Here is a 26,551-nt window from a genome sequence, read left to right on the forward strand (position 1 = left end):
TTGAGTAACCCTATTAATACTATTTCACTTGATAATAACCTCTGCAAAAAACTGAGTTTTTCGGTTTAATTGCAATAAAAAATGAATTGTAGATATCTGAGGCAGAGATAAATGTATTTATCCAACATATAAATAACATGATTGATTTCATATTTCCTGATACATAAAACGACATAACAGCAGGAACTATCGATAATACAATAATAGGCAAGCTCATAAAGACCCAAAATCTCGCTTTGGATAGTATTGCATTTGTATTTAGCCAAAAAAATATTCCACTACATGTTAAGCTAATATCACCTTTTTTATTTATGACCAAAATGTGTAGACATTCGTGAATGGTAAAGACAAAAATACCAATTATGATAAGATAAAATATATTAATATGAGTGAAACCTATTTCAAAGAAATTGGGTATTAGAAAAATGATTATCTGAAGTAGATATACAAACTTCATATAATGTTTTCGATACCAATTATTCTGTATAAAAGGCGTCCATTCTGAAAAATTCATACTTATTTGTGGCAAGTGACGAAACCAAATTATGATATGTGTTCCCCTCCCTCATTTTAAACTATTTCATAACTTAAACATTTAATCGCACTCAACCGTAAGTTTTATATGCACCCCTTCACTAGACTTACCAACACTTTTTGTTGACTAAGACCAAATTCTTCTTTATACCATCCCACTTTTCCCGTGCATTCTTCTACTTGAGCTTAAAGTAATTCATTTGTAGGATGATTTGAGTAAGAAATTTGTATTTTCATAGATACATGCATTCGACAAAATCTTCCAAATACCTTTTCATAAATGTTTTTTAAATGGTTATCACATGTACAGCTTAATACCCCTGTTTTGGTGAAAAGCAATTTCATCAAGAAGCCATCTAAATTGTATCTTTCATATACTAACAGGTATAAATTAAATGTAAAAAAGCTCAGAGTTTTAGCTCTAAGCTTTTTTACTGATTTCATCGCATTGCGTTATAACTCCCTTTAAAGAGCTATATTTTTTATCCACTCTGATTTACTCAATAGATAATGATTATATAGTTGATTTTCTATCGTCTGTTGGCTCATATAAGTAAACCCGCATTTTTCAATAACTTTATTTGATGGTACGTTGTTAATTAAAGCAATTGCGTTAAGGATATCTACATTTGTATTTTCAAACAAATAGTCAATCAATCCTTTAGTCGCTTTCGTAGCGTAGCCATTATTTTGATACTCACTTGAAATAGCATACATAATTTCTCTGTTCGATGAAGGGAGTTCTTCTTTAATGCCTGTACAGCACCATCCAATAAATTCATTTGTGTTTTTAATAAATATTCCTAATTTCAAAACATGACCATCTATGTTGGATGCATTTGTCACAGCATCAAGAAATGTTTTATTTGCTGGTATTTCATCATTGATAATCCAATGAATCCTCTGTTCTTTCGTCGATTTCCAGTCTGGCAAAAACTTTTCTATTTCCGGTTGATTCGATATTTTATAAATACTCTCCGCATCTTTGGTGGAAAACTCTTGTAAGTAAATATCACCACAATCTAGTCTAAATAATTTAGCCAAATTTTCTTCTCCCATGATACTCCCCCTTAATCACATTTAAAGTTTATTAATTACAGATACCTCCTAGCTAGAGGTACCCATAATTACATTAAAGAGCCTTTATCTGCTTCGTAAGTTCTTTAAATCGTTCGTCAAGTGCTTCATATCCTTTATCTTTAGAAGTTAAAAAGCTTAATTTACCTAATACTTCTTGTCTCTCTGTTTCTAACATTAAACGCAACTCTTCAATGTCATCTCTTGTTTTAGTAGGTTCTTCTAGCTGCTTTTGTATCGTATTATTTAAAAACACGAGTTTCGTATTAGTTGTTTTCTCTAGAAAATATCGATCGTGAGAAACGATAACTAGTGTTCCGTTATACTCAGCTAATGTATTTTCAAGCTGTTCCCTTGAAGGTAAGTCTAGATGATTCGTCGGCTCATCTAAAATAAGGACATCTTTTTCATCTAAAATATAAGACATTAACTTACATTTCACTCGTTCGCCCATACTCATATGCTCAATCGGTTCTTTCCATTGAGAAGCTTGGAATCCTAAATGCTTCATTAAATTTTGGACTTTTCCTCTTTCTTCAAAAGTCTCTTTAAAAAATAAATCTTCTGGTGTTTTATCCAGCGGTAAATCAAAAACTTCTTGTGTTAAATAACCGATGTTTGCAGATGGCGAAATCCATATTTCTCCTTCAGCAGTTTCCGTTCCCATAATCATCTTCAGGAATGTTGTTTTCCCGCTACCATTTGGTCCAATTATCGCAACCTTCTCACCGTGCTGAATTGTAAAATTAACGTTTTCAAATAATGTCTTTCCATGAAAGTCTTTTTTTAATTGCTTTACTTCTAAAAAGCGTTTTCCAACTTTTTTATTCGCTTGAATAGAGAACTCAACTGAGTACTCTTCTTTCACACGTTCTACTTTCGTTTTCTCTAGCTCTTTTTCGAGACGTTTTCGTTTTGACTTAACTTGCGCATCCATTCGTTTCGCTTTTACACGATAAAATTCTTTAACACCTTCTTGTTTTGTAGACTGTGCGTGTGCCTTTTGTGACCATGAACTTAATTCTTTTATATGTGTTTCTACTTGTTCTATCTTTTTTTGTTGTTTTTCATATTCACGCTGCTGCGTTTTTCTTTTTTGCTCACGTGCTTTCATATAACTCGTATAATTACCGCTATGCTCAATTAATTTCTTATCCTCAATTGACCATATTTTTGTTGCGACAACATCTAAAAAATATCGATCATGCGATACAACGATAACTGTACCCTTCATATTTTTTATTTGTTTAATGAGAAATTCCGTACTCATCTCATCTAAATGATTTGTCGGTTCGTCTAATATTAGGACATTAGGATTTTCGGCAAATCCTTTTGCTAACCGAATTTTCAGCTTTTCACCACCACTTAAAGTATGAAAATCGTTCGTTGGCACGCCCCATTTCGCAAGAAGTTCTGCTTCTTTGGCAATCACATCATTACTACTAAAACATTCAATTTCTTGTTCAACATATGCTGTTGTCATATTCATTTGTTGCCATTCAACAGTACCTTTAGAGGGTTCAATCTTCCCATTTATTAATTGAAGTAATGTTGATTTACCGGCACCATTTTTACCAATTAATCCGATAACTTCCCCTTGTTTTACTGTAACATTCATTTTCTCTAACAAAGTATTTTCCTTTATTTCAACATATACATCATTTAATTTTAAAAGTTCTTTCATATTACCGATCCCTTTCATTAAGGGAGAACAAAAAAATCCTCCCAAAGTAATTTTGGCAGGATTAGTCGTTACATTATTTATACCCAAATAAGCTATTACGCAAAACAAATAGCAATACCGTTGTTTGGAATTGGGCAGACTAATCCTATTTTTTATAAATTGAAATTTATTTAATTTCAATATTTAAAAATAAGATTAGTTAATCATCGTCCACCCATCATTCCTTTCCGTCGTTAGTAACCATATTGTACCATAATAGTACTTTATGAGTAAATGCAATTATATGTGCTTTTAAAAAGATTGCTTTCTTTTAGGTCTATTTATCATTTCTAAACTTCATATTGAACAAGTACAAACTACATTTGTGTACTACACGTTTTAGATTTCCCTAGTAGTAAACTTCTAAGCACTCCCTCTTATATAATTTTTATATAAATTTAGCATTAATCATATATTATACATATTACATTTCAATTCTTATAATAAAGGTATCATTTTTAAGGGGGGATTCTTCAATGGAATTTAGCAAACTAGGAAATAGTGGATTAACAGTAAGCAAGATTGCATACGGGAACTGGATAAATCATGGTGGAAAAGTAGATGAGATTACTGCAAATGATTGTGTGAAAACCGCTCTAGATGTCGGAATTACAACGTTCGATACTGCTGATGTTTATTCGGAGACTATAGCCGAGGAAGTTCTTGGCCGATCCTTGAAAGGCATACGCCGAGAAAGTATAGAACTATGTACAAAAGTATGCCATCCAACCGGACCTGGAAAAAATGATCGTGGATTATCACGAAAACATATTATAGAAAATTGTAATGCATCTTTACGTCGATTACAGACAGACTACATTGATGTCTATTATGCACATAGATTTGATACAACAACTCCTCTTGAGGAAACGATGTTAGCATTTGCTGATCTTGTCAGGCAAGGTAAAGTCCTTTATTTAGGCGTAAGTGAGTGGACATCGGAACAAATCACCCGCGGTGCAGCACTTGCACGAGAATTGAACATTCCACTCATCGCTAGCCAACCTCAATACTCGATGTTGTGGAGAGTTATCGAAACTGATGTGATACCAACATGTCAACGTGAGGGACTTGGTCAAGTTGTATGGTCCCCGCTCGCACAAGGTATTCTCACTGGAAAATATCAACCTGGTAAATCAATACCCTCTCAATCACGTGCTAATTCAGATGCTGGTAAACCATTTTTCCAAAAACTCGTGCAACGTTGGATGAGTGATGATGTACTTACTGCAATTCAGAAACTCAATCCCATCGCGCAAGAAACTAACCTTACCCTACCTCAACTTGCAGTTGCTTGGGTATTACAAAATCCAGCTGTTTCCTCCGCGATTATTGGCGCTTCAAATCCGGAGCAAATAAGAGAAAACGTAATTGCTGCTAGTGTTAAATTGCAACCTGAAATTATGGATCAGATTGATAGTGTACTAAAAGGTTTCATTGAGTATGATCCGAGCAAAACAGGTTGATTCATCAGTGAATTTTTTAATAAAAGCCACAAAATATCTTTGCAGTCCTAATATAAAATAAAATTTTCCCTTTCAAAATCCCTACTGCCCATCCTATCAAGATGGGCTTTTACTCTTTAAATTCAAATTGTGAAGTCGTATAAACCTCTCTAACAATCATTAAGAAGTTCTCTAACACTACAGACTTTTCATCTTGTCTCCATCCAACATATAAATTTATTTTCGGTGTTTTTTCTTGAATGTCTTTATACATGACTCCCGATTTTTTATAACTCTCCACCGATGATGGCACGACAGAAATCCCCATTCCTACAGCAACTAAATTCACAATCGTTTGCATTTGAATCGCTTCTTGAACAATATTTAAACTTACTCCATGTTTCCAAAAGTAACTAATAATTAAATCATAAAAATTCGTACCAAAATGACGCGGAAATAAAATGAATGGTTCATCAATTAATGATTTGATTGAAATGTTAGGTAACGAAGTTAAAGGGTGATCTTGATGCAAAACCAATTTTAAACATTCTTCAGAACAAACTTCAGAAGATAATACTTCATTATTCTGCTCAGAACGAATAAATCCAATATGAATTTGTTTTTCGTAGAGCGCTTTTATTTGCTGGTCTGTTGTCATCTCACGTAATATGAGCTGAATTTTAGGATACCGTTCTCGAAATGTTTTTAATATGTCTATAACTGTTTCTGTAGAATCAACAAAACCAATGATTAAATGTCCGATTTTCCCTTCATTCGTAAGCTGTGTTTCTTTAATGGTTCTATCTACCTGCAGTAACGTTTGCCGCGCACCTTCTAAAAATATTTTCCCTGCGTCAGTAAGTTCAACCATTCTTTTTGTTCGATGAAAAAGTTGAACTCCTAATTCTTCTTCCAACTTTCGAATTTCTTGGCTTAAAGGGGGTTGTGCCATCATAAGACGTTCTGCCGCACGACTAAAGTTTAATTCTTCTGCCACTGTTATGAAATATCTCATTTTACGAATATCCATTCTGATTCACTCCTTTCATTAACAAGTAATAAAAGACTCATTTTTATCTTTAACGGCATTGCTTTGTTTTTCTTATGTAAATAATTTTTAATTTTATAATTTTATCAAAGGTATAAAACAAGGCTAAAAAACTTATCTTAAAAGTTCTTTAGCCTGAATCACTTTTTACACATTAAAAAATTTAATTCGTACAACGGTACCTTTACCAACTTCTGAATGGATTTCTACACTATGTCCCAATTTTTTTGTAATTTCATATACAAGATATAGCCCCATTCCTGTTGATTCTTTAAAATCTCTACCATTTTCTCCTGTAAAAAAAGGTTTAAATACTCTTGGTAAATCTTGCTTCGGTATCCCTACGCCACTATCGACAATTTCAAGTATAACTGTATTACCTTCCTTACAAGCTTTCACTTTAATCTTTTCTCTACTACCTGATGAATACTTAATCGCATTCGATATAATTTGCCCGATTAAAAATTGTAACCATTTTGCATCACTTTCTACAGTAATACCTTTATCAATTTCAAGTTCTGGATATACAAAATTCCGGATAAAAAAGCGTTTATGTTCATGCACGGAATCATTCACTATTTGATGTAGTTGCACTCTTTCTACATAGAAATCTTGTGTAAATGCTTCTAAACGTGCGACATACAAAGCCATCTCTAACCCTTTTTTCAACCGATCTGTTTCTTCATTAATACTTTCAAAACGCGAATCCACTTCATCCTGTGTAATTAATTCTATTACAGATAAAGGTGTTTTCATTTGATGAATCCACTGATTCATAAAGGTTAAATGATCATTATTTTTTCTCTCTTGCAATTGGAGCTGATTTTGATAATGACGATATTGTGCATCAAGCAAATCTTGGAGTGCGGTAGATAAAACTGCAAAATCAGATTTTTGAACAGATTCATCCAAAGATTGCATCGGATTTGCTAAGCGTTCATAAAAAGAACGATGAGTAAAATAACGAAATAATAAATAACTTACCATAAATATAACACCTAAAAACATTGCATATAATGCCGTCGTTATATGCTTATGCCCATCAAACCAATATACTAGGAATATGGATATGAGTTGGAATACTGTAAAACAAATAAGTGGTATATGATCACGTATAAACAGCCTTATCATTTTTCCATACCATTATCCCAAGTAATATGTAATCTATATCCAACACTTCTAATCGTTTCAATTGCCCCTTCAATATGTAACATTTTTAACTTTTTACGCACACGTGTTGTATTTACACTTAATGTATTATCATCAACATAAGATTCGCTATCCCATAATTTATTTAACAACACTTCTCTACTCACAACACGCGGATAATTTTTCATTAGCGTCTCTAATAAAATAGCTTCGTTTCTCGTTATATCAATCTCTTGCCCCCTAAGTTTTAACACAAGTCTTTCTGGATATAAACAAAGACCTTGTTGCTCAACCATTCGTTCTTCTAGTTTCGGTGCATAGTCTCCGTAAGCACGTCTTAAATGACTACGAATTTTTGCCATTACAACCTCATAATGGAAAGGCTTCGGGATAAAATCATCGCCACCATTTTCTAACGCCATAACTTGATCCATCGTACCTTCGCGAGCCGAAATAAATAATATCGGACATGTGGAAACCGCACGGATTTGACGACACCAATAGTATCCATCAAAACTCGGTAAATTAATATCTAATAAAACTAACTCTGGTTGTTCTTCTAAAAATATGTCTAGCACATTTTGAAAATCCGATATAACAATTCCTTGGTAACCGTATTTCGCAACATAAGTTGATAATAGCTCCGCAATTTTCATATCATCTTCTACAATCATAATTTTAACCATTGTTTTACTCCTTTTCGATCCACAATCTCATATACAATTATACAAAATAAATACTACCTCTTTTCATTAAATCCGTAAATTAAAAAAGGATGCTTTTATACAAAAGTATCCTTCTTCTATTTTTTCTTATTTAATATTAAATTCACTCAAAGTAAATCCAAGTTTCTCCACATAATCCATTCCTAGTTCCATCCGCGCTGTTTTCAGTGGATCCACAACTTGACAAATTTTCAAATTACCTGCAGCTGATAATAAAAGCGTTGCATCAGCTTTAGACATTTCTAATTCTTCATGTAAAAATGTCACCATATTATGTACAGCACGATTTGCTGCATCATCTAACAATTTCTCTGAAGCAATAGTCATCATTTTTTCTTTTTGGATAGCCATCGGTAGTGGCCATTGCTTTCCTTTTATAATTTGAACTGTTACGGTTACTTCCCCAGCGACTTCTACTCCACTTACACCAATTTCACCGTCACCCATCGCAGCATGTAAATCACCTAACGCTAATAGTGCCCCAGGGACATTGACTGGTAACAGTAATGTTGTTCCTTCTTTTATCTCTTTACAATCCATATTCCCGCCGTGATCATGCGGTGTACCGCATGAAATACTCTCTACTTTCGGTGCAGTACCAATTACACCAATCATTGGATTAATTGGTATTCGTAACTTATTTGAAAACACAACATGTTCATTATGTATTGGGACAATTTTCACTGTATTTTCATTTAGCTCATGACCCATTACACCTAAATTCGCTCCAGTCGTTAACACACCTTGCTCGGCAATATTAATTTTTTCAATCGTTACTACTAAAATGTTGCCAGGCTCTGCTCCTTTAATATATACAGGTCCAGTAGCTGGATTAATGCGATTCCAATCTAATTCTTGAAACACAACATCTTCAGAATCAATTTGATTTTCAAAGCAATCATATGTTTCAAATACAAGACGGCTTCCAATTTCTACTTCAATACACGGCCTATTTTCTGGTGACATTGCGTAAATAATATGGTCTTTATGAATTCGATACATAATACCGCTCCCTTTCATATTAATCTACTATTACTAATTAGCTTTTTTCATACAAGCTCCTCTTGAAATTTTAATGATATTTGCATGTAAAAAAGCACTTAGCTCATTTTCAAACATACACTCTTTACTATAACAGTTATAGAAAGGTGGTATCACTATGCCCCTTATCCCCTACAACGAAAGTGACGTTGATTTACTAGCTCGTTTAATTCGTGCTGAGGCTGAAGGTGAAGGTCGACAAGGCGAACAACTTGTCGGATGTGTTGTAGTAAACCGTGTATTTTGCGATTGCTTAGATTTTAAACAACTCCGTACCGTACCTGATGCTGTATATCAAAGCCCTGGCGGATTCGAAGCGGTTCAATACGGATACTTTTATCAACGTGCCCGTGAATCAGAAAAAGAAATCGCAAGAAAAGTTTTACAAGGTGAATGGCGCTGGCCGGCAAGGTGGGCTCTTTGGTATTTCCGTCCAGTTGGAGCTTGTCCGCCTGAATGGTATAATCAGCCGTTTGCAGGACAATTTAAAAGCCATTGTTTTTACGAACCACGTGGTGATGAATGTCCAAAAATGTATTCACGATAGTAAAAATTAAGCAACGCAAGTACTTATTCTTTTGAGTACTTGCGTTATTTTTTAATGTACTTTAGAAATCTAATAATGTGACGAATTTTCTGGCGCCTACCACATGTATTAATAACGGTATACGTGGGTCACTTGATTGATTCATAATGAGCCTATATATAATGGTAAACAATTGTTTTTGATTTTCTTTCATTATTTTTTTATTTTCATGATGACCAATCGGATACAATTGTTCCATTAAGTTAGTATAATCTTTATTAGAACGAAGTATTTTACAAACTTCCACTAGCCATTTTTTCTGTCTTTCTTCTAATGTGTTATAAAACTCCGTATTTTTATTTTTTATAGTCACCACTCGTATATTTATGTAAATATCATTCCATCGTAATTACAATTTTCCCTCTAGTATGCTGACTTTCACTCAAAATATGAGCTTCTCTAACTCCTTTTTCATTAAACGGAACAATTTTACTAATGATTGGTTTAATTTTTTCAGCTTGAATCATACTAGTTAATTCGTCTAATTGCTTTCCGTTTGGTTTTAACCATAAAAACCCTGATTTTATGCCCTTTACTTCATGAAGTGGTTCATGAACGATAGAAACTAGAACACCACCAGATTTAATAATTTGAAAACTTTTTTCTTGTACTTCTCCGCCGATTGTATCTAACACAATATCATAATCTGATAGTAGCTCTTCAAATTTATCTTTTTTATAATCAATAACAAGGTCAGCTCCTAAACACTTTAAAAACTCTTCATTTTTACTACTTGCAGTTGTTGCGACAAAGGCCCCAAATGATTTTGCGATTTGAATGGCAAAACTACCTACTCCGCCCCCTCCAGCATGAATTAATACTCGGTCATTTTCTTTTATTTGTGCATAATCAACAAGACTTTGCCAAGCTGTAAGCCCTGCAAGAGGTATAGATGCTACTTCTTCAAAATTAAGATTATTAGGCATTTGTGCTACTAAATCTGATTTTACTGTAATGTATTCAGCATAAGAACCTTTCCCTATATTTTCGGGTTTCGTAAACACTTTATCCCCTATTTTGAAATGATTCACATCTTCTCCAACTTCTTCAACTACTCCAGCAACATCTAATCCTAATGTAATTGGAAATGAAAATCGCAACTTTTCTTGTAAGTCTCCCTTTCTTATTTTCCAATCAACAGGATTGACAGATGTTGCGTGTATGCGTATTAATACTTCATTACATTTAACAATCGGTTTTGGAACTTGTCTTTCTTGTAGTTCTTCAACACTACCATATTGATCAATAACAATTGCTTTCATTTCCTCTCCTCCTTGCTGTTTATTTTAGTAACTTATAATTATTTTTCAAAATATTTTGTTTTGAATGAAAATAATTATATTTGGAGGTGATATTTATGCTACTCTACTAATTAGGCATCATGAGTGCAAAAAACATTTACCTTACTTTATATAGTATAAGTTTAAGAAACAACCAAAGTTATATTTTATTTATTTGTTAATGAACTTTAAATGAAACGGAGAGTGTACTATGAGTGAACAAGTTTTCAAAGTAAACGGTATTGATATATGTACAGAAAGCTTTGGTAACCCAAATAACCCAGCAATATTATTAATTATGGGAGCTACGTGTTCAATGGTTTATTGGGATGAAGAATTTTGTGAAAGGTTGGCTAGCACAGGAAGGTTTGTCATTCGCTATGATAACCGTGATGTTGGGCGCTCTGTTACATATGAGCCTGGGACTTCCAATTACACTGTAGCAGACATGGCTGAAGATGCAATCGGGGTACTCGATGCGTATCATATTGACAAGGCACACCTTCTGGGCATGTCATTAGGAGGTATGATTGCTCAAATTGCTGCAGTAAAACACCCAGAAAGAATATTAACCTTAACATTACTAGCAACAAGCGTTATTGGATCTGATAACAATACTCGTGATTTACCTCCAATGGATGAAAGAATTTTGACACATCATGCTAATGGTGCGAATTTAGATTGGACAAATAAAGATGTTATAGCGAAATATTTAGTTGTAGGATCACGTCTACTCTGTGGATCAAAGCGTATATTTGATGAAGCAAGAACTTTGAAACAAGTAAAACAAGAAATAGAACGTGCTAACAATTTATTAAGCATGTTTAACCATGCCCTCCTTACAGGTGATGATTCTTATGAGGGTATACTTAAATCAATTCTGGTACCAACTTTAGTAATTCATGGTACGGACGATAGAGCTCTTCCACTTGAACATGGACTCGCACTTATTGACGAAATTCCGAACTCAAAGCTATTACCCCTTGAAGGTACAGGGCACGAGAATCATCCCGATGACTGGGATAAAATTATTAAAGCAGTTTCAGAACATATATCCCATATAAGATAAGAACAACTAATAGAAGGGGCACACATTGTTTTGCCCCTTCTTACGATACAATAACAAAAACCCATCACTGCATTCGTATGTATAGTGATGGGCTCTACCTATATTTTTCTATGTTCAAAAGAATGGACAATCTAACTGATCAACAGATTCCCACGATTTTTTTTTTACACTTTCGGTGGATTTACTATTTTCTAGTGGTACATTTTTAAATGGATTCATTTCAACTTTTAATAGAGATGATGGTTCTACATATAAAGAAAAAACATGGCTACTTGGCAAGGTTTTTGATACATCAATATCTCCTACTTGTTTAAATAATTGCTGGGCTGCAAAGAAAAAGAAATTAGTTGGATTAGTTTGTTTATTAAGCCATGCAATCATTTCAGGTGATACCGATTTATTAATATTTATTTTCACTCGATCACCACGTTTATATCGCCTAGATCGCATACTTCCACCAACTAACTTATCGTTAAGTTTGTGAATCCTAACTCTTTTTGCTTATGCTCTCTATATTTTGGCGAACATGTATATACTAAAAGACCACGAGCATTGGTGAATAATGGGTTATCTACAAAAATTACATTTTTCAAGCGTCCTTTTTGTTTCAAAATCATTTTTAAGCTATTTTTAATAATAACTGCGCCCCCACCATAAATAAATACATATGGATCGTCTTTCATATCATCAATTTTGTTAATAATATCCGTTGCGACACGTGCTGCTAAACCTAAAAACGCTGGCTGCGATTCCTCAACTAACAATGCATTTCTTGGGTGCGTTTCATTTAAATAAATTTGATTAAATTCTGTAATACTATCAATTGTTTTTGTAGGATATTTCCGATTCCACCTCGTAATAATTTGTAGTAACGTTTCTTTTACACCGTACGATAATCCTTTACTTAATTGCGGACGGAAATTTACCCCTAATGAAACAACTTCTTCCGTTGTCCCCGCACCAATATCAAAAGACAATAAAGTTTTATCTACAAAATCAATTTCTGAAACTTGATTTTGTTCACATTCTATTTTATGTTTCACAACATTTCCTTCCTCATCATATACAATCCCCCACGTCCCAGAAGCGCCTTCAGGTAGACATTTACAAAACTCAATAGAAACATTAATCGTAACATCGCGCCCGTTTGGATAATGGAATATGACTTTGTGATTACCCATATACCGTTTCGCATTTTCAGCAGCGATTTCCTGTGTAATAAGTTGCATTGGAAGAGCAACAGATAAATCATAACGAATATTAATATGACTGGAAGTTGGACTTTGACGCATAGCACTTATCGCTAAACCTGAAAGGATTGTAATAACCATTAACTCATCAGTAGATTTATTTGATTTCTTCTCTACTTCAGTACCTTTTAATTGATCTTGAATCACTTTTTCTCCAACGATGTATCGTACATTATTTAACATTAGCGATGGAGAACTAATGGTCACATCAATGTGATTCTCTAATTCTGACGTTGAAACATCACCCTCATCTAACAACCCCGTAGGCTCACCTATATATAAAGAATAAATACTCGGGATAAAAATAGGTTCCTGCCCTTTCACCATTAACTTCAAACCGTTATTTCCTGCATCTGCACCCGCTTTTAAAAGAATAGACATAACTACCCCCTAAATTAATCTGACATCCCTTCCAAATATATGCGAGCCTATTCTTTTACATTCAAATGTAATTTAATTTTTTATTTATCCCAAAAACAAAATATCATAAACATTCACTTCATATATAAAAAATATTTGACATGGAACTTTTCCAATTTTACACTATATATGTAAAGAGTTTTTTACAATACGGAAGGAGCCACTTCTAATATGAATCATAAAAAAATTATTTTCATGATTATCGTTTTAGCATTAATCGTAATCCTCATACATGGCGCATATAAATATGTAACTGAAGGTTCAATTTTGGGAGGAACAATATTCGCTATTTCGTTAATACTTAGTAATTTAATTAATCACATTACTTGGGGCGATCCAAACGGAGTATCAGAAGAAAGTCAAGATGAGATGGGACAACAAATTACATATAAAAGCTTTAAAATTGCTTATTTTGTGCTTATGTGTGTAATGTTTCTTATTTTAATGTTTTCAGAAGGATTTTCATTTCTATTACTCGATGAAATTAAAAACCTACCTTTGTTTATAGCACTTTGCTCTTCATTCTTTATTTATCCTATTGTTGAACTTATTGTTGCGAAACAATATAAATAAAAAGATGAGGTTTTCTATATACAGAAAACCTCATCTTTTTATATTTACATACCCTCTACAATCACTTTTAATTTATTTACAGTCCGCCAATTCCTTACTGTAGCTGGTGTATGTAATTTTTGAAACTGGTTCATTAATTTAGAATTCCGGATACTTTTTTTGAAAAATAAATACACTACTTTTCCTTCAATATGGCAATCTTCTATTTCACTTTTAATCGTAAACAACTGATTACTGTCTTCTTCAGAAAGTACATTGGCTAAAAAGGCAACATGTATGCTTTCTCCTTCTAACAATAAACCGGCTTCATACGGACACGTTTTTATAATATTTATAAATTCATCTTTTGTTCTTAACATGACTGGAACATCGAAATCAAAAACATTCTTAATTTCACATTCAATTCGTTCCTTTAAAAAACTTATCTCTTCTTCTGACTCAAACACTACATTTCCACTTTGAATATATGTTTTCACTTTTTTTAACCCTATTGATTCAAAGACTTTTTTCAAATCCGCCATTTTGACTACTTTATGTCCACCTACATTAATTCCCCGTAGTAGTGCAATATAAATTATCATATGATTACCCCTCACATATTTAAATGCTTAACAATCGAATTGTTTTTCACCTTCATACTTCTCGAATACTTATTTTAATGCCTCTAACATATCATGTTTGGAAAATATCTCAAATAAAAAAACTTACTACATGATTTTTTTCAAGAGTAAGCTTTGTTATTTCATTATCTCGTTATAGGTAAATGTAATATGAATTGTTGTCCAATCGGTCCCATTCTTCTATACCCTTTATCTTGAAACCCAACTTTTTTATATAACTTTTGCGCTGGAATATTTTTTTCATTTACAGCAAGTATAACTTCATTTTTTATTGGATAATAATATTTTACAAAGTCTTGTAATAACGCTAATGATTTTTTAACATATCCTTTTCTTTGTTTATTATGATTAATAGAAAAAGAAGTTAAAAGTATGGCATCTTTATTTTCTGTAAATTCCTGTACTCTGTCACCTGTTTGTAATATAAATACACCCACAGGTACTCCATTATAGTTTAAAATAACAACTACATTTTTCGTTCGATCATTTTTCGCTTTCTCCAGTAATTCACCTGGATTCGCCGTAAATTGAACTTGTTCACTTGGTAAAGTAAATGATTGTATTATCTCTTTATACTGCTCCTTATACGGAACTAATTGTATTTCCCCTGTATGTATGTTCATGCTTAACTCTCCCATTCCTTCAAGTTATTAACTTAAACCTTGCTGCGTTTTAGAATGCACTTTTCCATCCAAAAATGTAATTTCAGCAAATGATTTTGGATCGTTGCCTTTCCAAGCAAAAATTTGTTTAATTCGTGTAGAATGTTCTTCACCTTCTTCTATGAGTAAATCCCCTTCAAAACCGATTAAATCTTTCACTTCTAAATATGTCATTCCTTCATTAATATTTGAGAAATGATTTACATTAATGGATTTTTGATTTTTATTTTCCGTTATAGTAGAAGATGTAGCGGTTTTCTTCTTCACTTCTTTCTTCTGCTCACACGCTGTCATACTAAAACCTACGCATAAACTACACAATATGAGTGTGCTTTTTTTCATCATAACGGTTGTCCCTCCCCTCATTATTAAACCATATTTTCCCTTAAAAATAAACTGAATATTTAATTTAAAACAAAAACCCCGTACGATTTAGTACGGGGTTTCCACTATTTTTTCAAATGATTATTTGACTGATTATCTTGTTCTTTTCGTAGTTCTTGTTCTTCATCTTTTGGTAATTGTTTATCATTATCTTTAATTGGGTTTGTTTCTCTATTTTCAATCATATCATTTGGAACTTGCGGCATTACACGGCCAACAATTGCTGCTAACTCCTCAAGTATACCTTCACCCGTTTTACCTTTTTTAATTTGCTTACCTATTTGTTTTAATCGTTCATACGTATCAACATCTGCTACAACGACTGCATTAGCACCATCTGGGTCATTCTTCAAACTTTCCGCTACGGAATACTTAATTGACTCAACACGAGTTCGATCAAGTTTCGCTTTCACATCAATACCTACAACAGCATATTTTCCAACCACTACTGCTGTCGCATCATTCACACCTGGTACGCTTGCAGCTAAGGATGCTAGATGATCAGCAGCTTTTTCGTTTGGCTTATTTGATTTATTTGTATAGTTAACATTTTTCATCGAGACATTTTTTTGTTCTGGCTTTTCATTAGGATTGTCTTTTTTTCCAATGCTACATCCAGTAATAACGAAACAAAGCATTAACATATATATAATGATTTTCATTATTTTCACCACTTTATCATTGATGTTTAATCATAAATTTTTTCAACAGCTTGCATCTTCTTCACTTTTTCTTCTGCTCCATTATTTGCGTTAATGAAAATTTGGTACGTATCTTTCCCTAAAGTACCAACAAATTCATAGCAAAGTACTTCATTATGCAAGTCATTTACTACTACAGCTTTACGTTCTTCCATAACTTTTACATCGGGGTTAATTTTCTTTCTCGCCTCAGCAGCAGTTAGTTTCGCACTCGGAATTGTACGTTTTTGATGCGATGCTAAATATTCCTTTGCGGAAAAACCAACAATCGACCCATCATCTAAAGCAATTTTCATTTGGATTGCTTCTGGATAAATACGCACTCCATTTTCATTTACAACGTACGTAAACACACCGATATTATCATATTGAGAACTATCATATAGCTCCATATTCGTAAACTTATGATCCTTTAAAAATGTCAGTCCTTTACTTCCTGCATCATTTAAACTAATTTTTTGCTCTTTAATTTCTCGGTTATTCATTACCCAAATTGGATATCCGCCTTTTCCGGTAATATCCATATAATACTCATTGTTTGTTGCTGGGTCTTTAATTTTCACACTGTAGAAAGATTCTTTTGCACCTTTTCCACTTTTCTCAACATCTACTTTTTCGTTTCCTTTTAAATTCAAAAATGATTTTGCAATTTTTGCTGCCTCATCTTCTGAAATTACTTTTCCTTCTGCTTCAAACCCACCTTTTTTATTCTTTTGTGCACTTGTAAAAGTCGGTCCAAAGTTAGTAGAAGAGTATGACGTTACATTCTTTTCAACTGTTTTTAATCCATCAATAATTGTGTTATCTGCTGGATCTCGATTTGAAGCAAGTGCCATCTCTACGTCCATCCAGCGTAAATTGTTTTTCAACACAAGATGTTGCACTTTTCTTAGTTCATCTTGAATATTTCCTGCATTTGAATATAAAGTTTGTAATGTTTTGTATTCTTGATCATTTAACGGTTCTTTTTCTAAATCACGAATCGCTGCACGATAGCTAAAATCACCGATATTCGCTAAAAATTCTTCCGTTTTATTAAACGGCATTAATGTTAATGGTAGTTGACCTACATCAGAACGAGCTTCAGATGTTAAACGCCACACATCTGCTAATGCTGGAGATAAAGATGAACGTGAATTCATCGCAAGCGTTGTCCCAATTTTATCGTGTAGTAAGTCAACCTCATACGCTAAATCATGAAACGCGCGCTGATAACTATTTTCCGCTCTAATTAATACCGCATTCTTCTCTTGATGCTCTTTATAGCCCCAATATCCTGTTCCGACTACACCTACTGTTAACAGTACAATGATAATACCTCGTAACATGTTTCCACCTCCGCTCTATTTACAGAAAATATGTTTACCGATTTTTTTAATTTGTGGACGACTCCAAATCCATTTACTTGTCGCAGTATCTGGATTGAAATAATAAAGTGCATTCCCTGTTGGATCCCATCCATTAATCGCATCTAATACAGCCTTTTTCGCTGTTTCATTTGGCGTTAAATAGATTTGCCCATCCGCTACTGCTGTAAAGGCTCTCGGTTCAAAGATTACACCTGAAACAGTATTTGGAAATGATGCGCTTGTAACACGATTTAAAATAACCGAAGCCACTGCTACTTGTCCTAAATATGGCTCACCACGTGACTCTCCGTAAACAGCGTTTGCCATTAGCTGAATATCATTTTGAGAATAACCGTTTGGAACATTTGTCCCTTTACTTTGTGGTGGTTTATTTTCTTGTGCAGTACCGCCGCTATTCCCTTTATTCGTTGTAGTACCTTTATTAGCGGTCGACTTATCATACTTCGTTGCCTTAACAAGTTTCTGCTTCGTTGTAGCACCCGCTAAACCATCAACAGGTAGTCCAAATTTCTCCTGAAAATTCCGAAGTGCCCAGTATGTACCCCATCCGAAAACACCATCTACTTTTCCCGTATAAAATCCGTTATATTTCAAACGAGTTTGCAGTTCAATGACATCTTCTCCAGATGCTCCTCTTTGAATCACTTGATTCGAAAAGGCTTCTACATTTTTTAGTTGTATACTACTGACCATCAAAGATAGTCCTATGAATACAAGCAAAATTGCTATTTTAAAAACTGCTTTTTGACGCATATATTTCCCTCCTTAATTGTAGAAATGATTTCATGGTTATGTTTTGTAAAACCCTCGCTTTTATGTAAAGAAGTCAAAAAAATCCAAACTTATATGCTTAAAGAAATATGTAAACAATATACAAAAAGAGTAAAAGGAGCTTATTATGAAGCAATTCATTACACGTACAGCATTTATAATTTTTTTAATAACAACATGTTCAAATATATATACTGGTCCATCTATAGTTCACGCACAGCCGCCCTATGCAAAATGGGGTAAACTGGCCGTTGAAAAAACGAAAGAACAATATCCGAAAGCAGAGATTATTGATTACCTTCATATAGGTAGAAAACCAAAAACTGTTCAAATAACAGTTGAAAAATTTAAATTGTGGCTTCGTGAGGATGGAAAAGAATATGGTGTTTTTGTTGATGTAGAATTCGATACGAAAACAGAGAAGTTTTTAAAGATGTCATTTCAGAAAACAAGTCGTTAGAACAAATAACCCCCTCTGTTTTGTTTAAAACAGAGGGGGTTATTCATACACATTTAATAATGAAAGTTATTGTTTTAAACTTAAAGATCGATTTCCTAACATTTTCACCAATCCACAAATAACTCCAATTACAACAGCTATTCCGATACTATATAAAAGTACTTTCCCATATCCACCTATTCTCGGATCGAGAAACGGATATGGGTACCAATTAACGAATGGACCACGTATTAAGCTATAAATAACATATAAAATCGGGAAAATTAGCCAACTAGTTGCTTGTTTCCACGTGATTTTCTTCGTAGGTGGATTTATAACCCAATCTAAAATCATTGCTAATGGCATGATGTAATGGAGCACAGTATTTACCCACGGTATCGGCGTTTGAAGTGACTCTTCTAATCCCCTTAATAACAAAAAATAAATAAGTCCTGTTGTCAGTATGTATACTGTAGCTGCGCCGCGAAGAACTCCAAACTGCTCGGAACGTCCAAATAGGGCTGTCCCCAAACTACTTAATAGAAGAATTACCGCCACTAAAATGTTACTTTCAATTGTGAAGTAACTAAAAAAATTAACTGGATTGAACGGTTTCACTTGTGCTCTTGTAACAAATTGAGTAATAAGTGCACTAAACGCTAGAAGACTTAATAACAGTCTATAAATCGCTATCATTTTTGCACTTCTCATAAAACACCCCCTTCCTCTTCTTATTTATGATTGGAATTCTCTTTTATATGCTCTATAAATAACTTTAATGGTACGAGGCCACGTTTCGGCATGTGACTACTAATAACAGCTACGAGCTCTAACTGCGGAATGATAATAATGTATTGTCCTCCGTATCCCATAGCAAAATACATATAATACGGTATGTGAAATCTTTCGTTATGTAATACCCACCAGTGATACCCATATGACCCGACATGTTCATACGTTTCAAATAGAGCTGTACTTGATTCTTCTAACCAACGCGATGATACAATCTCATTCCCCTTCCAAAATCCATTCTGCAAACATAATTTTCCTAACTTTAATAAGTCTATAGATTTCATTTTCATGCCGAACCCGCCAACATATATACTCTGCGGATCTTGTTGCCACTCATATTCCGTAATGTTTAACGGTTCAAATAAATATTTTTTCGCAAACTGCTCTGTCGACATTCCAGTTGCTTCTTGGATAATATAACTAAGTAAATGAGAAGAGCCTGAATTATAATTCATTTTCGTACCCATTTCTTCAATGAGCGGCTTTTCTAAAATGTAATTCACCCAGTTGTCTGATTCTACAAAATCATTTGGGAAAACGACTCCATTCCCAAACTCTTTCCAATCCTCTCCTGTTGTCATCGTCAATAAATGATAAAGGGTTAATTCTCTCTTTTCCTCTGGTACATTTGGAATCCATGTTATCACTGGTGTATGTATATCGTTTATATACCCTTTATCAAAAGCGATACCAATTAATATAGATACGATACTTTTTGTAATCGAATTAATTTTATATAAGTCTTTTGCACATTCTATCGTTTTATAATACTCAGTCGTTAATTCACCCTTTTGATAAACAAGAAATGTATTAACTTTTTTCTTTTCGAATTTACTTTCTAGCTGTTCAAAATTCAAGAAATCTTCCTCCATCTAAATGATTATGTAATATTTGTTGTTCATCTCATTCTCTCTATTAAATCATATTTGTTTTTAAAACAAAAAAATAAACTTGCCAGCCTTTATCAGCTGACAAGTTTATTCTTATAATTTCGTTCGAACGTTCCAAAGCTCTGGGAAGAAGCATTGATCAAGCACTCGCTTTAAATAAGATACGCCAGAAGAGCCACCTGTTCCCATTTTATGACCAATAATTCGTTCTACCGTTTTCATATGACGGAAACGCCATTGTTGTAGCCAGTCTTCAATATCGATTAATTTCTCTGCAAGCTGATATAAATCCCAATATTTCTGCACGTCCGCATATACTTCTATCCAAGCCGCTTCTACAGTCGCATCCTCTTCGTAAGGCTGCGTAATATCACGATTTAACACATCTTTATGAATTGGGAATCCTTCTTTAACAAGCGCTTGTATCGCCACATCATACAAACTTGGTGAATGAAGTGCTTTATGAAGACGAGCATGTAATTCTGGGTCCTTTTCATAAATCTTTAATGCATGTGGTGTTTTATAACCAAGTGCATACTCAATCATTCGATATTGATACGATTGAAAACCGGAAGCCTGACCAAGTGAATCACGGAACTCAATATATTCTGATGGCGTTAATGTCGCAAGAATATCCCAAGATTGAATAATTTGCGACTGGATTTTTGATACGCGTGCTAACATTTTAAATGCTGGTGCTAATTTATCATTTTTAATAGATTCAATTGCTGCATTCAGTTCATGTAAAATTAGTTTCATCCAAAGCTCACTCGCTTGGTGAATAACGATAAATAACATTTCATCATGGTGGTCTGATAATCTCTTTTGAGAAGATAGTAAACTATCTAATTGTAAATACTCCCCGTACGTCATGTTTTCTTTAAAATCCGTATGAATTCCTTTTTCCATAATTACCTTTTCGTTTTCCTTCATATTAGCCAAACGCCCCTTTTTTATGTTTCTACTTATATTGGTCTAATCACTGCTCGAACTGGACTACCATCTGCATCTGTTAACGCAAGTGGTAATGCTATTAGTTCATAATCACCGTCTGTTACGTGATCTAGTACGATATTTTCTAAAATGTGAATTCCGTGTTTAAATAATTGATGGTGCGCTGCTAGTTCTTTATCATCTAATGGATCAACTGATGGTACATCTACTCCAATTAAACGAATACCCTTATCTGAAAGAAACGGTGCAATATCGGCGCGTAAATGCGGAATTACATCTGGGAATTCATTTGCTTTACCATGTGAAGATGTACGTAACAACAATCGTTCTACACCTTCTAAATTAAAGTTTTCTAATTCTTTTTTTCCGATGCTCTCCATCCCTGAAACATCGATAACTCTTGCTACACCTACATATACATGTATATCTAAATCTAACACCTTCTTACCGTCATTATCGAAATGAAAAGGTGCATCAATATGAGTACCTGTATGAATACTCATCGTTAACTTTCCGACATTTACAGAGCCACTCTCTTCTTTGGACCACGAAACTTCATACGAGAATGGTGTATCTCCTGGCCAAGTCGCGATTTCATTATTTAGCGGTTGTGAAATATCAATCCATTCTGTTTCCTTCATGCTTATGCCACAACCTCTCGCTTATTTTCGAAGTTTTTATACTCTTTATCTTTCATAATTTTCTTTAAAATTTGAACGGACTTCCATACTTCCTCATACGTATTATATAAAGCAACTGGCGCAAGTCTCACACCGTTTGGCGCCCTAAAATCTGGAATTACTCCATTCGCTTTTAATGCTTTACATATGCGCGCTGCTTCCGCATGTTCTAAATAAATATGCCCGCCTCGTTTTTCATCCTCTAACGGATTTCCAATTGTAAATTCGAAACCTTTTAATTCAAGTTCAATTAAATTAAGCATATATCTCGTAATATGTAATGACTTTTCACGTAATCTCTCAATACCAGCTTCTTTAAAAATCTCAAGAGAACCAATTAATGGTGCAGTACTTAATACGTGAGGAGTCCCTATTTGGTATGCTCCCGCATGGTCAGCCGCAGTTAATGAATGCTCCATATCAAATTGCTTATCTTTTCTAGAACTAAACCAGCCAGACAATCCTGGAAGTCTATTAAAATGCTTTTTATTCACATATAACCCTGCAACACCACCAGGTCCTGCATTTAAATATTTGTAATTACACCATACAGCGAAATCAACATCCCACTCTTTGAAATGGTGCGGAATAGATCCAATTGAATGACATAAATCAAATCCAATATGTATGCCGCGTTTATGAGCTTCCGCTGTTAAACGTTTCATATCAAGAATTTGTCCGCTTCTATAAAGGACAGAAGGTAATAAAATCAAAGCTATATCATCAGTCATCGCATGAATAATATCTTCTTCTAAAAGTGTTCTACCATCTCTACTTTTTACTTGAACTAAATGTTCCTCTGGATCTAATCCTTTTAAACGAATTTGACTTTGAAGCGCATAAATATCTGACGGGAACGTTAATTCATCCGCAAGAATTTTTGTACGTATTCCTTTCGGCTCATAAAACGTCGCAATAACTTGGTGTATATTCGTCGTCGTAGAACCAGTTACAATTGTCTCTTCCGGTGAAGCTCCAATAAGAGGTGCAGTCAATTTCCCAAGATTTTCTGAAAGGAAAAACCAAGGATGTTCCCCTTCAGTCCATCCATCAATTCCATATTCTTTCCATGAATCTAGCAAAGTAAGTAACGACTTTTCTGCTCTTTTCGAAAGTAACCCTAATGAGTTACCATCTAAATATATTGTTCCTTCTTTTTTATAAAATTCAGTTTGAAAATCTTTCAGTTCATCATGTTTATCACATTCAAGCGCATACTCATAAGTTGGTTGAAATGGTTCTTTATACATGGTGTCACCTTCTTTTAATTTTCTTTTTATTCTAACTAATTGAAATATATCACTTTAGTTGATATGACGTCAATGATATTATGTCAGTTGACTTTATATGCCATCTTCTTTTAGAATACAATTATATTTTCAGATATTTCAGTATAAAGAGGTGATTCTTTGAAAAATACAATTCTTTCATCTAGAAAACACCGCTCCTTAGAAACAAAAAAGAAACTTTTACACTCTGGCTACACAATTTTTATACAAAACGGATTTCAGAAAACTACAATTACGCAAATTATTAAACATGCAGAAACCGGTTATGGAACGGCATATGTATACTTTAAAAACAAAGATGATCTCCTTATCGTTTTAATGGAAGATGTCATGAATCGCTTTTATGATATTGCCGAGCGCTCTTTTTTCCCTCAAACAAAGTTAGAAGCATGTGATATGATTCAAAGTCAAGTTAGAGCATTCTTACAATTAGCTGAAGAAGAACGGGCTATCTTGCAAGTTGTCGAAGAAGCAATAGGATTATCAAGAGAGATAAGTCAAAAATGGGATGAGATTCGTGAACGCTTTATAAAAAGTATTACACAGGATATTACTTACTCTCAAGAAAGTGGATTGGCGCAGCCTGAATTAAATAAAGAGATTGTAGCACGTGGTTGGTTCGCGATGAATGAAACATTTCTTTGGACAATTGTGCAAAATGATAAAGAACTAGAGTTAGAAGAAATTGTACATACATTGACAATGATATATACGACAGGTCTATATAAATAGCACACCCTTTATTCATAAGGTGTGCTATTTTTCATCTATAAAAATATTTTATCGGGATACGGTAATGCTAAAGGTGGCTTTTCAGATAAAGGGAAATATTTTAGTTTTAAAGATTCTCCATCAACTGCTTTTAACCCGCCTCCGATAATTTCACACTCAAATACAACAACAATATACTCTACTTGATCTCCATTCGAATATGTATGACGGAACTCTTTCCCTCCAAATACCCCTTTTTCTTTTTTCACTTTTATTTTTAATCCTGTTTCTTCCCACACTTCTCTGACTACTGCTTCTTCTGGTGTTTCTCCTGGTTCGATTGCCCCTGCTGGCAAACTCCAGTATTCTCCTCCAGGATATTGAAATAAGATTTCCCCCTGCTCGTTTTTAATAACAGCAGCAACACTCGGCATTAAAATTAATTCATTTCCTAATTTTTCACGAAGTCTTTTATAATATAACGACATTGACATATAATTCTCTCCCGTTCTATAAATAACTGTATTTTCTAACAATTATTATATAATATTATTAATATCAACATCTATATAGAAAGGGAAATCAAATGTCCCAAGAAAAACTAACAAATCAGTTTCTATCGTTTTTATCCGTTACAAAAAAGCCTGTAAGTTTAAATTTTTTAAATGAACTTGTTAAAGCTCATCAAGAGAAAGTAAAGTGGGAAACTCTTACTAAAATAATTGACTGGGAAAAAGGTAATAAAACAGGTAATTACTTTCCTTCCATCAAGACATACATAAATCGAATTACAACTAAAGGTATGGGTGGTACTTGTTGGACGCATTCTATTGGATTTCATTGGCTATTATCAAATCTAGGTTTTTCTGTGCAGTATATGTATATGGATCCTGGGCATTTATGCTTACGTGTTAACTTAGAGCAACCTTATTATGTTGATGTTGGTTACTGTGCATCTTTATTTCAAGCATTTCCACTTTATGAATCATTTCAAGTAAGTGATGTAAGGGAAACATTTGCTTATCAAGTATCAAATAAGGAAATTCATATTACTAGAGATCCTGGTCCAGCAAAAATCTTAAATACAGAGCCAATACATCTAACAAGTATGAAAGAACTCATTAAAAATTCTAATGACTGGCATTCTTCTCCTGTATTAAAGAAAATTCAAATTTTCGGTTATATCGATGGCATTCCAACTTCTCTTAATGATAATGTTTTAAAACGATATTTCCAAGGTAAGAAAAGAGAACATAGCCTTACCTCTTCTGAACTTACTTATTGGATAACAGAAAAATTTTGTATTGATAAAAAAATGTACCAAATAGCTACTGAAATTTTTAATGAGAAAACTTCAAAAAAATAAACTGTTACTCAATATGTTAAGTAACAGTTTATTTTAAATATTTTATTAGCGCTACAATGATACAAAATAGCGATGTAAGTAAAAGCAACAACCCCATATTCTTATTCTCTTTTTCATGCTTCTTAACGTTTTGTATCCCCATACCGGCAAGCATAAAACCTAAAAGTAATTGTAAAATGAGCATACTTTGCTTCGAACCATCATTCCAACTGTAAATAGAATAGCCCATTACAATAATAGCGAGTATAAATGTGATAATTCTAATCATAAAAACACCCCCTGTTTGATTCTATTGTTTTAACCTACTCACCATTCCAACAATAAACTTATACTCAGCTCTACTTTTTCTTACTTTCTTAAAGCCCTCTTTCGTATCAAAAATAAAACACGTTTTCCGAAACCAAATTCGTACATATAAAGACTCAAAATAAATAGGTTTTATAATTCCTCGTTCCTCAAATTCAGTTCCATCTTTATTTTCAGTTTCCGTTCGAACGAACCACCTATTCCCGATTCCAATTTCAATATACTTCACACGCTAACCCCCTTCAGGAAATCTTCTTTCTAACTATTCTATTATTTCCCTGGGAAGCGCACATTCCGACAGAACGTGAGCCCACAAAGAAAAAGTAGATTACAAAAATCTACTTTTATAGCCTAAATTTTCGCATACGTTTATAAAATGTACTGCGTGGCACATCTAATAGTTTTGTAGCTAATGAAACATTTCCGTTCGTCTTTTGCAACGCTTCAATCATGCTATTTTACTGTGTTTTTTCAAAGAAATTTAATGTATGTTCCATTTTATTTTCAGCTTGTAATTCAAGTTGCTGTTGATTTCCCATCATTGTTTGTAATCATAATGATATTTGTTTTTCGCATATTTCCCGTCCTTACAACAAAATGTAAATACGCTCTAGTACATTTAATAACTCTCTTATATTTCCTGGCCATTTATTCTGTGAAAAATTGATTACAAATAACAACTTGTTCATCACTATC

Annotated in this window: 31 protein-coding genes and 2 pseudogenes; 7 read left to right on the forward strand and 26 right to left on the reverse strand. The window is 33.6% G+C overall.

The window, feature by feature from the left end:
* Positions 1 to 19: 19 nt before the first annotated feature.
* The 3 genes from QUF93_RS15335 to abc-f all read right to left on the reverse strand — a co-directional run bounded on the left by QUF93_RS15335 (position 20) and on the right by abc-f (position 3,295).
* Entirely contained in the window at positions 20 to 514 is a 495-nt protein-coding gene (locus QUF93_RS15335; protein WP_289375976.1) for a DUF3267 domain-containing protein, read from the reverse strand.
* A gap of 485 nt (positions 515 to 999) precedes the next feature.
* A complete protein-coding gene (locus QUF93_RS15340; RefSeq protein WP_289375640.1) occupies positions 1,000 to 1,593 on the reverse strand; it encodes a GNAT family N-acetyltransferase in 594 nt (197 codons plus the stop codon).
* Between the two features lie 73 nt (positions 1,594 to 1,666).
* Positions 1,667 to 3,295 (reverse strand): ribosomal protection-like ABC-F family protein, encoded by a 1,629-nt coding sequence (gene abc-f, locus QUF93_RS15345; protein WP_289375641.1) that lies wholly within the window; start codon positions 3,293 to 3,295, stop codon positions 1,667 to 1,669.
* A 515-nt stretch (positions 3,296 to 3,810) separates the two neighbouring features.
* On the opposite strand from abc-f, the gene QUF93_RS15350 reads away from it, so the two are divergent.
* Positions 3,811 to 4,800, forward strand: a complete 990-nt coding sequence (locus QUF93_RS15350) for an aldo/keto reductase family protein (protein ID WP_289375642.1) — start codon at positions 3,811 to 3,813, stop codon at positions 4,798 to 4,800.
* Between the two features lie 109 nt (positions 4,801 to 4,909).
* Here the strand turns inward: QUF93_RS15350 and QUF93_RS15355 are convergent, their stop codons facing one another.
* From QUF93_RS15355 to QUF93_RS15370, 4 genes are all read right to left on the reverse strand, one after another.
* Positions 4,910 to 5,809, reverse strand: coding sequence for a LysR substrate-binding domain-containing protein (locus QUF93_RS15355; protein WP_289375643.1), 900 nt, complete (start codon positions 5,807 to 5,809; stop codon positions 4,910 to 4,912).
* A gap of 165 nt (positions 5,810 to 5,974) precedes the next feature.
* Positions 5,975 to 6,958, reverse strand: a complete 984-nt coding sequence (locus QUF93_RS15360) for a sensor histidine kinase (protein ID WP_289375644.1) — start codon at positions 6,956 to 6,958, stop codon at positions 5,975 to 5,977.
* Positions 6,955 to 7,662 (reverse strand): response regulator transcription factor, encoded by a 708-nt coding sequence (locus tag QUF93_RS15365; RefSeq protein WP_289375646.1) that lies wholly within the window; start codon positions 7,660 to 7,662, stop codon positions 6,955 to 6,957. Before QUF93_RS15365 ends, QUF93_RS15360 begins: the two co-directional genes overlap by 4 nt.
* 126 nt (positions 7,663 to 7,788) lie before the next feature.
* A complete protein-coding gene (locus QUF93_RS15370) occupies positions 7,789 to 8,703 on the reverse strand; it encodes an acetamidase/formamidase family protein (protein WP_289359341.1) in 915 nt (304 codons plus the stop codon).
* Positions 8,704 to 8,860: 157 nt separating this feature from the next.
* Here QUF93_RS15370 and QUF93_RS15375 point away from each other — a divergent pair, with 157 nt between their 5' ends.
* On the forward strand, positions 8,861 to 9,289 hold the full coding sequence (locus tag QUF93_RS15375; RefSeq protein WP_002119861.1) for a cell wall hydrolase: 429 nt from the start codon (positions 8,861 to 8,863) through the stop codon (positions 9,287 to 9,289).
* A 61-nt stretch (positions 9,290 to 9,350) separates the two neighbouring features.
* On the opposite strand, the pseudogene QUF93_RS15380 reads toward QUF93_RS15375, so the two are convergent.
* Positions 9,351 to 9,623: pseudogene (locus QUF93_RS15380) on the reverse strand (lysine--tRNA ligase); the annotation flags it as partial.
* A gap of 40 nt (positions 9,624 to 9,663) precedes the next feature.
* Positions 9,664 to 10,590 carry an NADP-dependent oxidoreductase gene (locus QUF93_RS15385; RefSeq protein ID WP_289375648.1) on the reverse strand — a complete coding sequence of 309 codons (927 nt, stop codon included), beginning with the start codon at positions 10,588 to 10,590 and terminating at the stop codon, positions 9,664 to 9,666.
* A gap of 229 nt (positions 10,591 to 10,819) precedes the next feature.
* Here QUF93_RS15385 and mleBCA point away from each other — a divergent pair, with 229 nt between their 5' ends.
* A complete protein-coding gene (gene mleBCA / locus QUF93_RS15390; RefSeq protein WP_289375650.1) occupies positions 10,820 to 11,677 on the forward strand; it encodes a BCA family alpha/beta fold macrolide esterase in 858 nt (285 codons plus the stop codon).
* 114 nt (positions 11,678 to 11,791) lie between these two features.
* On the opposite strand, the gene QUF93_RS15395 is transcribed toward mleBCA, so the two are convergent.
* Positions 11,792 to 12,127: a hypothetical protein gene (locus tag QUF93_RS15395; RefSeq protein ID WP_289375651.1), complete on the reverse strand. Its 336-nt coding sequence runs from the start codon at positions 12,125 to 12,127 to the stop codon at positions 11,792 to 11,794.
* An 11-nt stretch (positions 12,128 to 12,138) separates the two neighbouring features.
* Entirely contained in the window at positions 12,139 to 13,308 is a 1,170-nt protein-coding gene (locus QUF93_RS15400) for a ParM/StbA family protein (protein WP_289375652.1), read from the reverse strand.
* A gap of 210 nt (positions 13,309 to 13,518) precedes the next feature.
* Here QUF93_RS15400 and QUF93_RS15405 point away from each other — a divergent pair, with 210 nt between their 5' ends.
* Positions 13,519 to 13,920, forward strand: coding sequence for a hypothetical protein (locus QUF93_RS15405; protein ID WP_289359344.1), 402 nt, complete (start codon positions 13,519 to 13,521; stop codon positions 13,918 to 13,920).
* A 44-nt stretch (positions 13,921 to 13,964) separates the two neighbouring features.
* Here the strand turns inward: QUF93_RS15405 and QUF93_RS15410 are convergent, their stop codons facing one another.
* The 6 genes from QUF93_RS15410 to sleB all read right to left on the reverse strand — a co-directional run bounded on the left by QUF93_RS15410 (position 13,965) and on the right by sleB (position 18,410).
* Positions 13,965 to 14,501, reverse strand: a complete 537-nt coding sequence (locus QUF93_RS15410) for a DUF1697 domain-containing protein (RefSeq protein ID WP_289359345.1) — start codon at positions 14,499 to 14,501, stop codon at positions 13,965 to 13,967.
* Between the two features lie 164 nt (positions 14,502 to 14,665).
* Positions 14,666 to 15,163, reverse strand: a complete 498-nt coding sequence (locus QUF93_RS15415; RefSeq protein WP_289375653.1) for a GNAT family N-acetyltransferase — start codon at positions 15,161 to 15,163, stop codon at positions 14,666 to 14,668.
* 27 nt (positions 15,164 to 15,190) lie between these two features.
* The gene (locus QUF93_RS15420) at positions 15,191 to 15,547 is read right to left on the reverse strand and encodes a hypothetical protein (protein WP_199659517.1); all 357 of its coding nucleotides are present in this window, start codon (positions 15,545 to 15,547) and stop codon (positions 15,191 to 15,193) included.
* A 104-nt stretch (positions 15,548 to 15,651) separates the two neighbouring features.
* Positions 15,652 to 16,248, reverse strand: coding sequence for a YhcN/YlaJ family sporulation lipoprotein (locus tag QUF93_RS15425; RefSeq protein WP_289375654.1), 597 nt, complete (start codon positions 16,246 to 16,248; stop codon positions 15,652 to 15,654).
* A gap of 26 nt (positions 16,249 to 16,274) precedes the next feature.
* The gene (ypeB, locus tag QUF93_RS15430) at positions 16,275 to 17,615 is read right to left on the reverse strand and encodes a germination protein YpeB (protein ID WP_289375655.1); all 1,341 of its coding nucleotides are present in this window, start codon (positions 17,613 to 17,615) and stop codon (positions 16,275 to 16,277) included.
* A 15-nt stretch (positions 17,616 to 17,630) separates the two neighbouring features.
* Entirely contained in the window at positions 17,631 to 18,410 is a 780-nt protein-coding gene (gene sleB / locus QUF93_RS15435; protein WP_002119886.1) for a spore cortex-lytic enzyme, read from the reverse strand.
* A gap of 145 nt (positions 18,411 to 18,555) precedes the next feature.
* On the opposite strand from sleB, the gene QUF93_RS15440 reads away from it, so the two are divergent.
* Positions 18,556 to 18,888: a DUF3889 domain-containing protein gene (locus QUF93_RS15440; protein ID WP_002119887.1), complete on the forward strand. Its 333-nt coding sequence runs from the start codon at positions 18,556 to 18,558 to the stop codon at positions 18,886 to 18,888.
* Positions 18,889 to 18,954: 66 nt separating this feature from the next.
* Here QUF93_RS15440 and QUF93_RS15445 read toward each other — a convergent pair whose 3' ends face one another.
* The 5 genes from QUF93_RS15445 to kynU form a co-directional block, all read right to left on the reverse strand.
* Positions 18,955 to 19,578 (reverse strand): Pr6Pr family membrane protein, encoded by a 624-nt coding sequence (locus tag QUF93_RS15445; protein ID WP_289375656.1) that lies wholly within the window; start codon positions 19,576 to 19,578, stop codon positions 18,955 to 18,957.
* A 20-nt stretch (positions 19,579 to 19,598) separates the two neighbouring features.
* Positions 19,599 to 20,516, reverse strand: a complete 918-nt coding sequence (locus QUF93_RS15450; protein WP_289375657.1) for a serine hydrolase domain-containing protein — start codon at positions 20,514 to 20,516, stop codon at positions 19,599 to 19,601.
* A gap of 126 nt (positions 20,517 to 20,642) precedes the next feature.
* Entirely contained in the window at positions 20,643 to 21,482 is an 840-nt protein-coding gene (gene kynA, locus QUF93_RS15455; protein ID WP_033711859.1) for a tryptophan 2,3-dioxygenase, read from the reverse strand.
* Between the two features lie 32 nt (positions 21,483 to 21,514).
* Positions 21,515 to 22,144: an arylformamidase gene (kynB, locus tag QUF93_RS15460; protein WP_289375658.1), complete on the reverse strand. Its 630-nt coding sequence runs from the start codon at positions 22,142 to 22,144 to the stop codon at positions 21,515 to 21,517.
* Positions 22,145 to 22,146: 2 nt separating this feature from the next.
* Positions 22,147 to 23,433 carry a kynureninase gene (gene kynU, locus QUF93_RS15465; protein ID WP_289375659.1) on the reverse strand — a complete coding sequence of 429 codons (1,287 nt, stop codon included), beginning with the start codon at positions 23,431 to 23,433 and terminating at the stop codon, positions 22,147 to 22,149.
* Between the two features lie 159 nt (positions 23,434 to 23,592).
* On the opposite strand from kynU, the gene QUF93_RS15470 reads away from it, so the two are divergent.
* On the forward strand, positions 23,593 to 24,204 hold the full coding sequence (locus QUF93_RS15470) for a TetR/AcrR family transcriptional regulator (RefSeq protein ID WP_289375660.1): 612 nt from the start codon (positions 23,593 to 23,595) through the stop codon (positions 24,202 to 24,204).
* 35 nt (positions 24,205 to 24,239) lie between these two features.
* On the opposite strand, the gene QUF93_RS15475 is transcribed toward QUF93_RS15470, so the two are convergent.
* Positions 24,240 to 24,677 carry an NUDIX hydrolase gene (locus QUF93_RS15475; protein ID WP_002119904.1) on the reverse strand — a complete coding sequence of 146 codons (438 nt, stop codon included), beginning with the start codon at positions 24,675 to 24,677 and terminating at the stop codon, positions 24,240 to 24,242.
* 92 nt (positions 24,678 to 24,769) lie between these two features.
* On the opposite strand from QUF93_RS15475, the gene QUF93_RS15480 reads away from it, so the two are divergent.
* Entirely contained in the window at positions 24,770 to 25,549 is a 780-nt protein-coding gene (locus QUF93_RS15480; RefSeq protein WP_002119907.1) for an arylamine N-acetyltransferase, read from the forward strand.
* A gap of 28 nt (positions 25,550 to 25,577) precedes the next feature.
* On the opposite strand, the gene QUF93_RS15485 is transcribed toward QUF93_RS15480, so the two are convergent.
* The 3 genes and pseudogenes from QUF93_RS15485 to QUF93_RS15495 all read right to left on the reverse strand — a co-directional run.
* Positions 25,578 to 25,817: a DUF3953 domain-containing protein gene (locus QUF93_RS15485; RefSeq protein WP_002119909.1), complete on the reverse strand. Its 240-nt coding sequence runs from the start codon at positions 25,815 to 25,817 to the stop codon at positions 25,578 to 25,580.
* A 21-nt stretch (positions 25,818 to 25,838) separates the two neighbouring features.
* Complete coding sequence (locus QUF93_RS15490; RefSeq protein WP_002119911.1) at positions 25,839 to 26,084, reverse strand: DUF3977 family protein; 246 nt, start codon at positions 26,082 to 26,084, stop codon at positions 25,839 to 25,841.
* Between the two features lie 115 nt (positions 26,085 to 26,199).
* Positions 26,200 to 26,530 (reverse strand): annotated as a pseudogene (locus QUF93_RS15495) (helix-turn-helix domain-containing protein); the annotation flags it as partial.
* Positions 26,531 to 26,551: the final 21 nt, after the last annotated feature.

It is taken from the genome of Bacillus hominis (assembly GCF_030348325.1).
GTDB classification, from domain to species: Bacteria; Bacillota; Bacilli; order Bacillales; family Bacillaceae_G; genus Bacillus_A; species Bacillus_A hominis.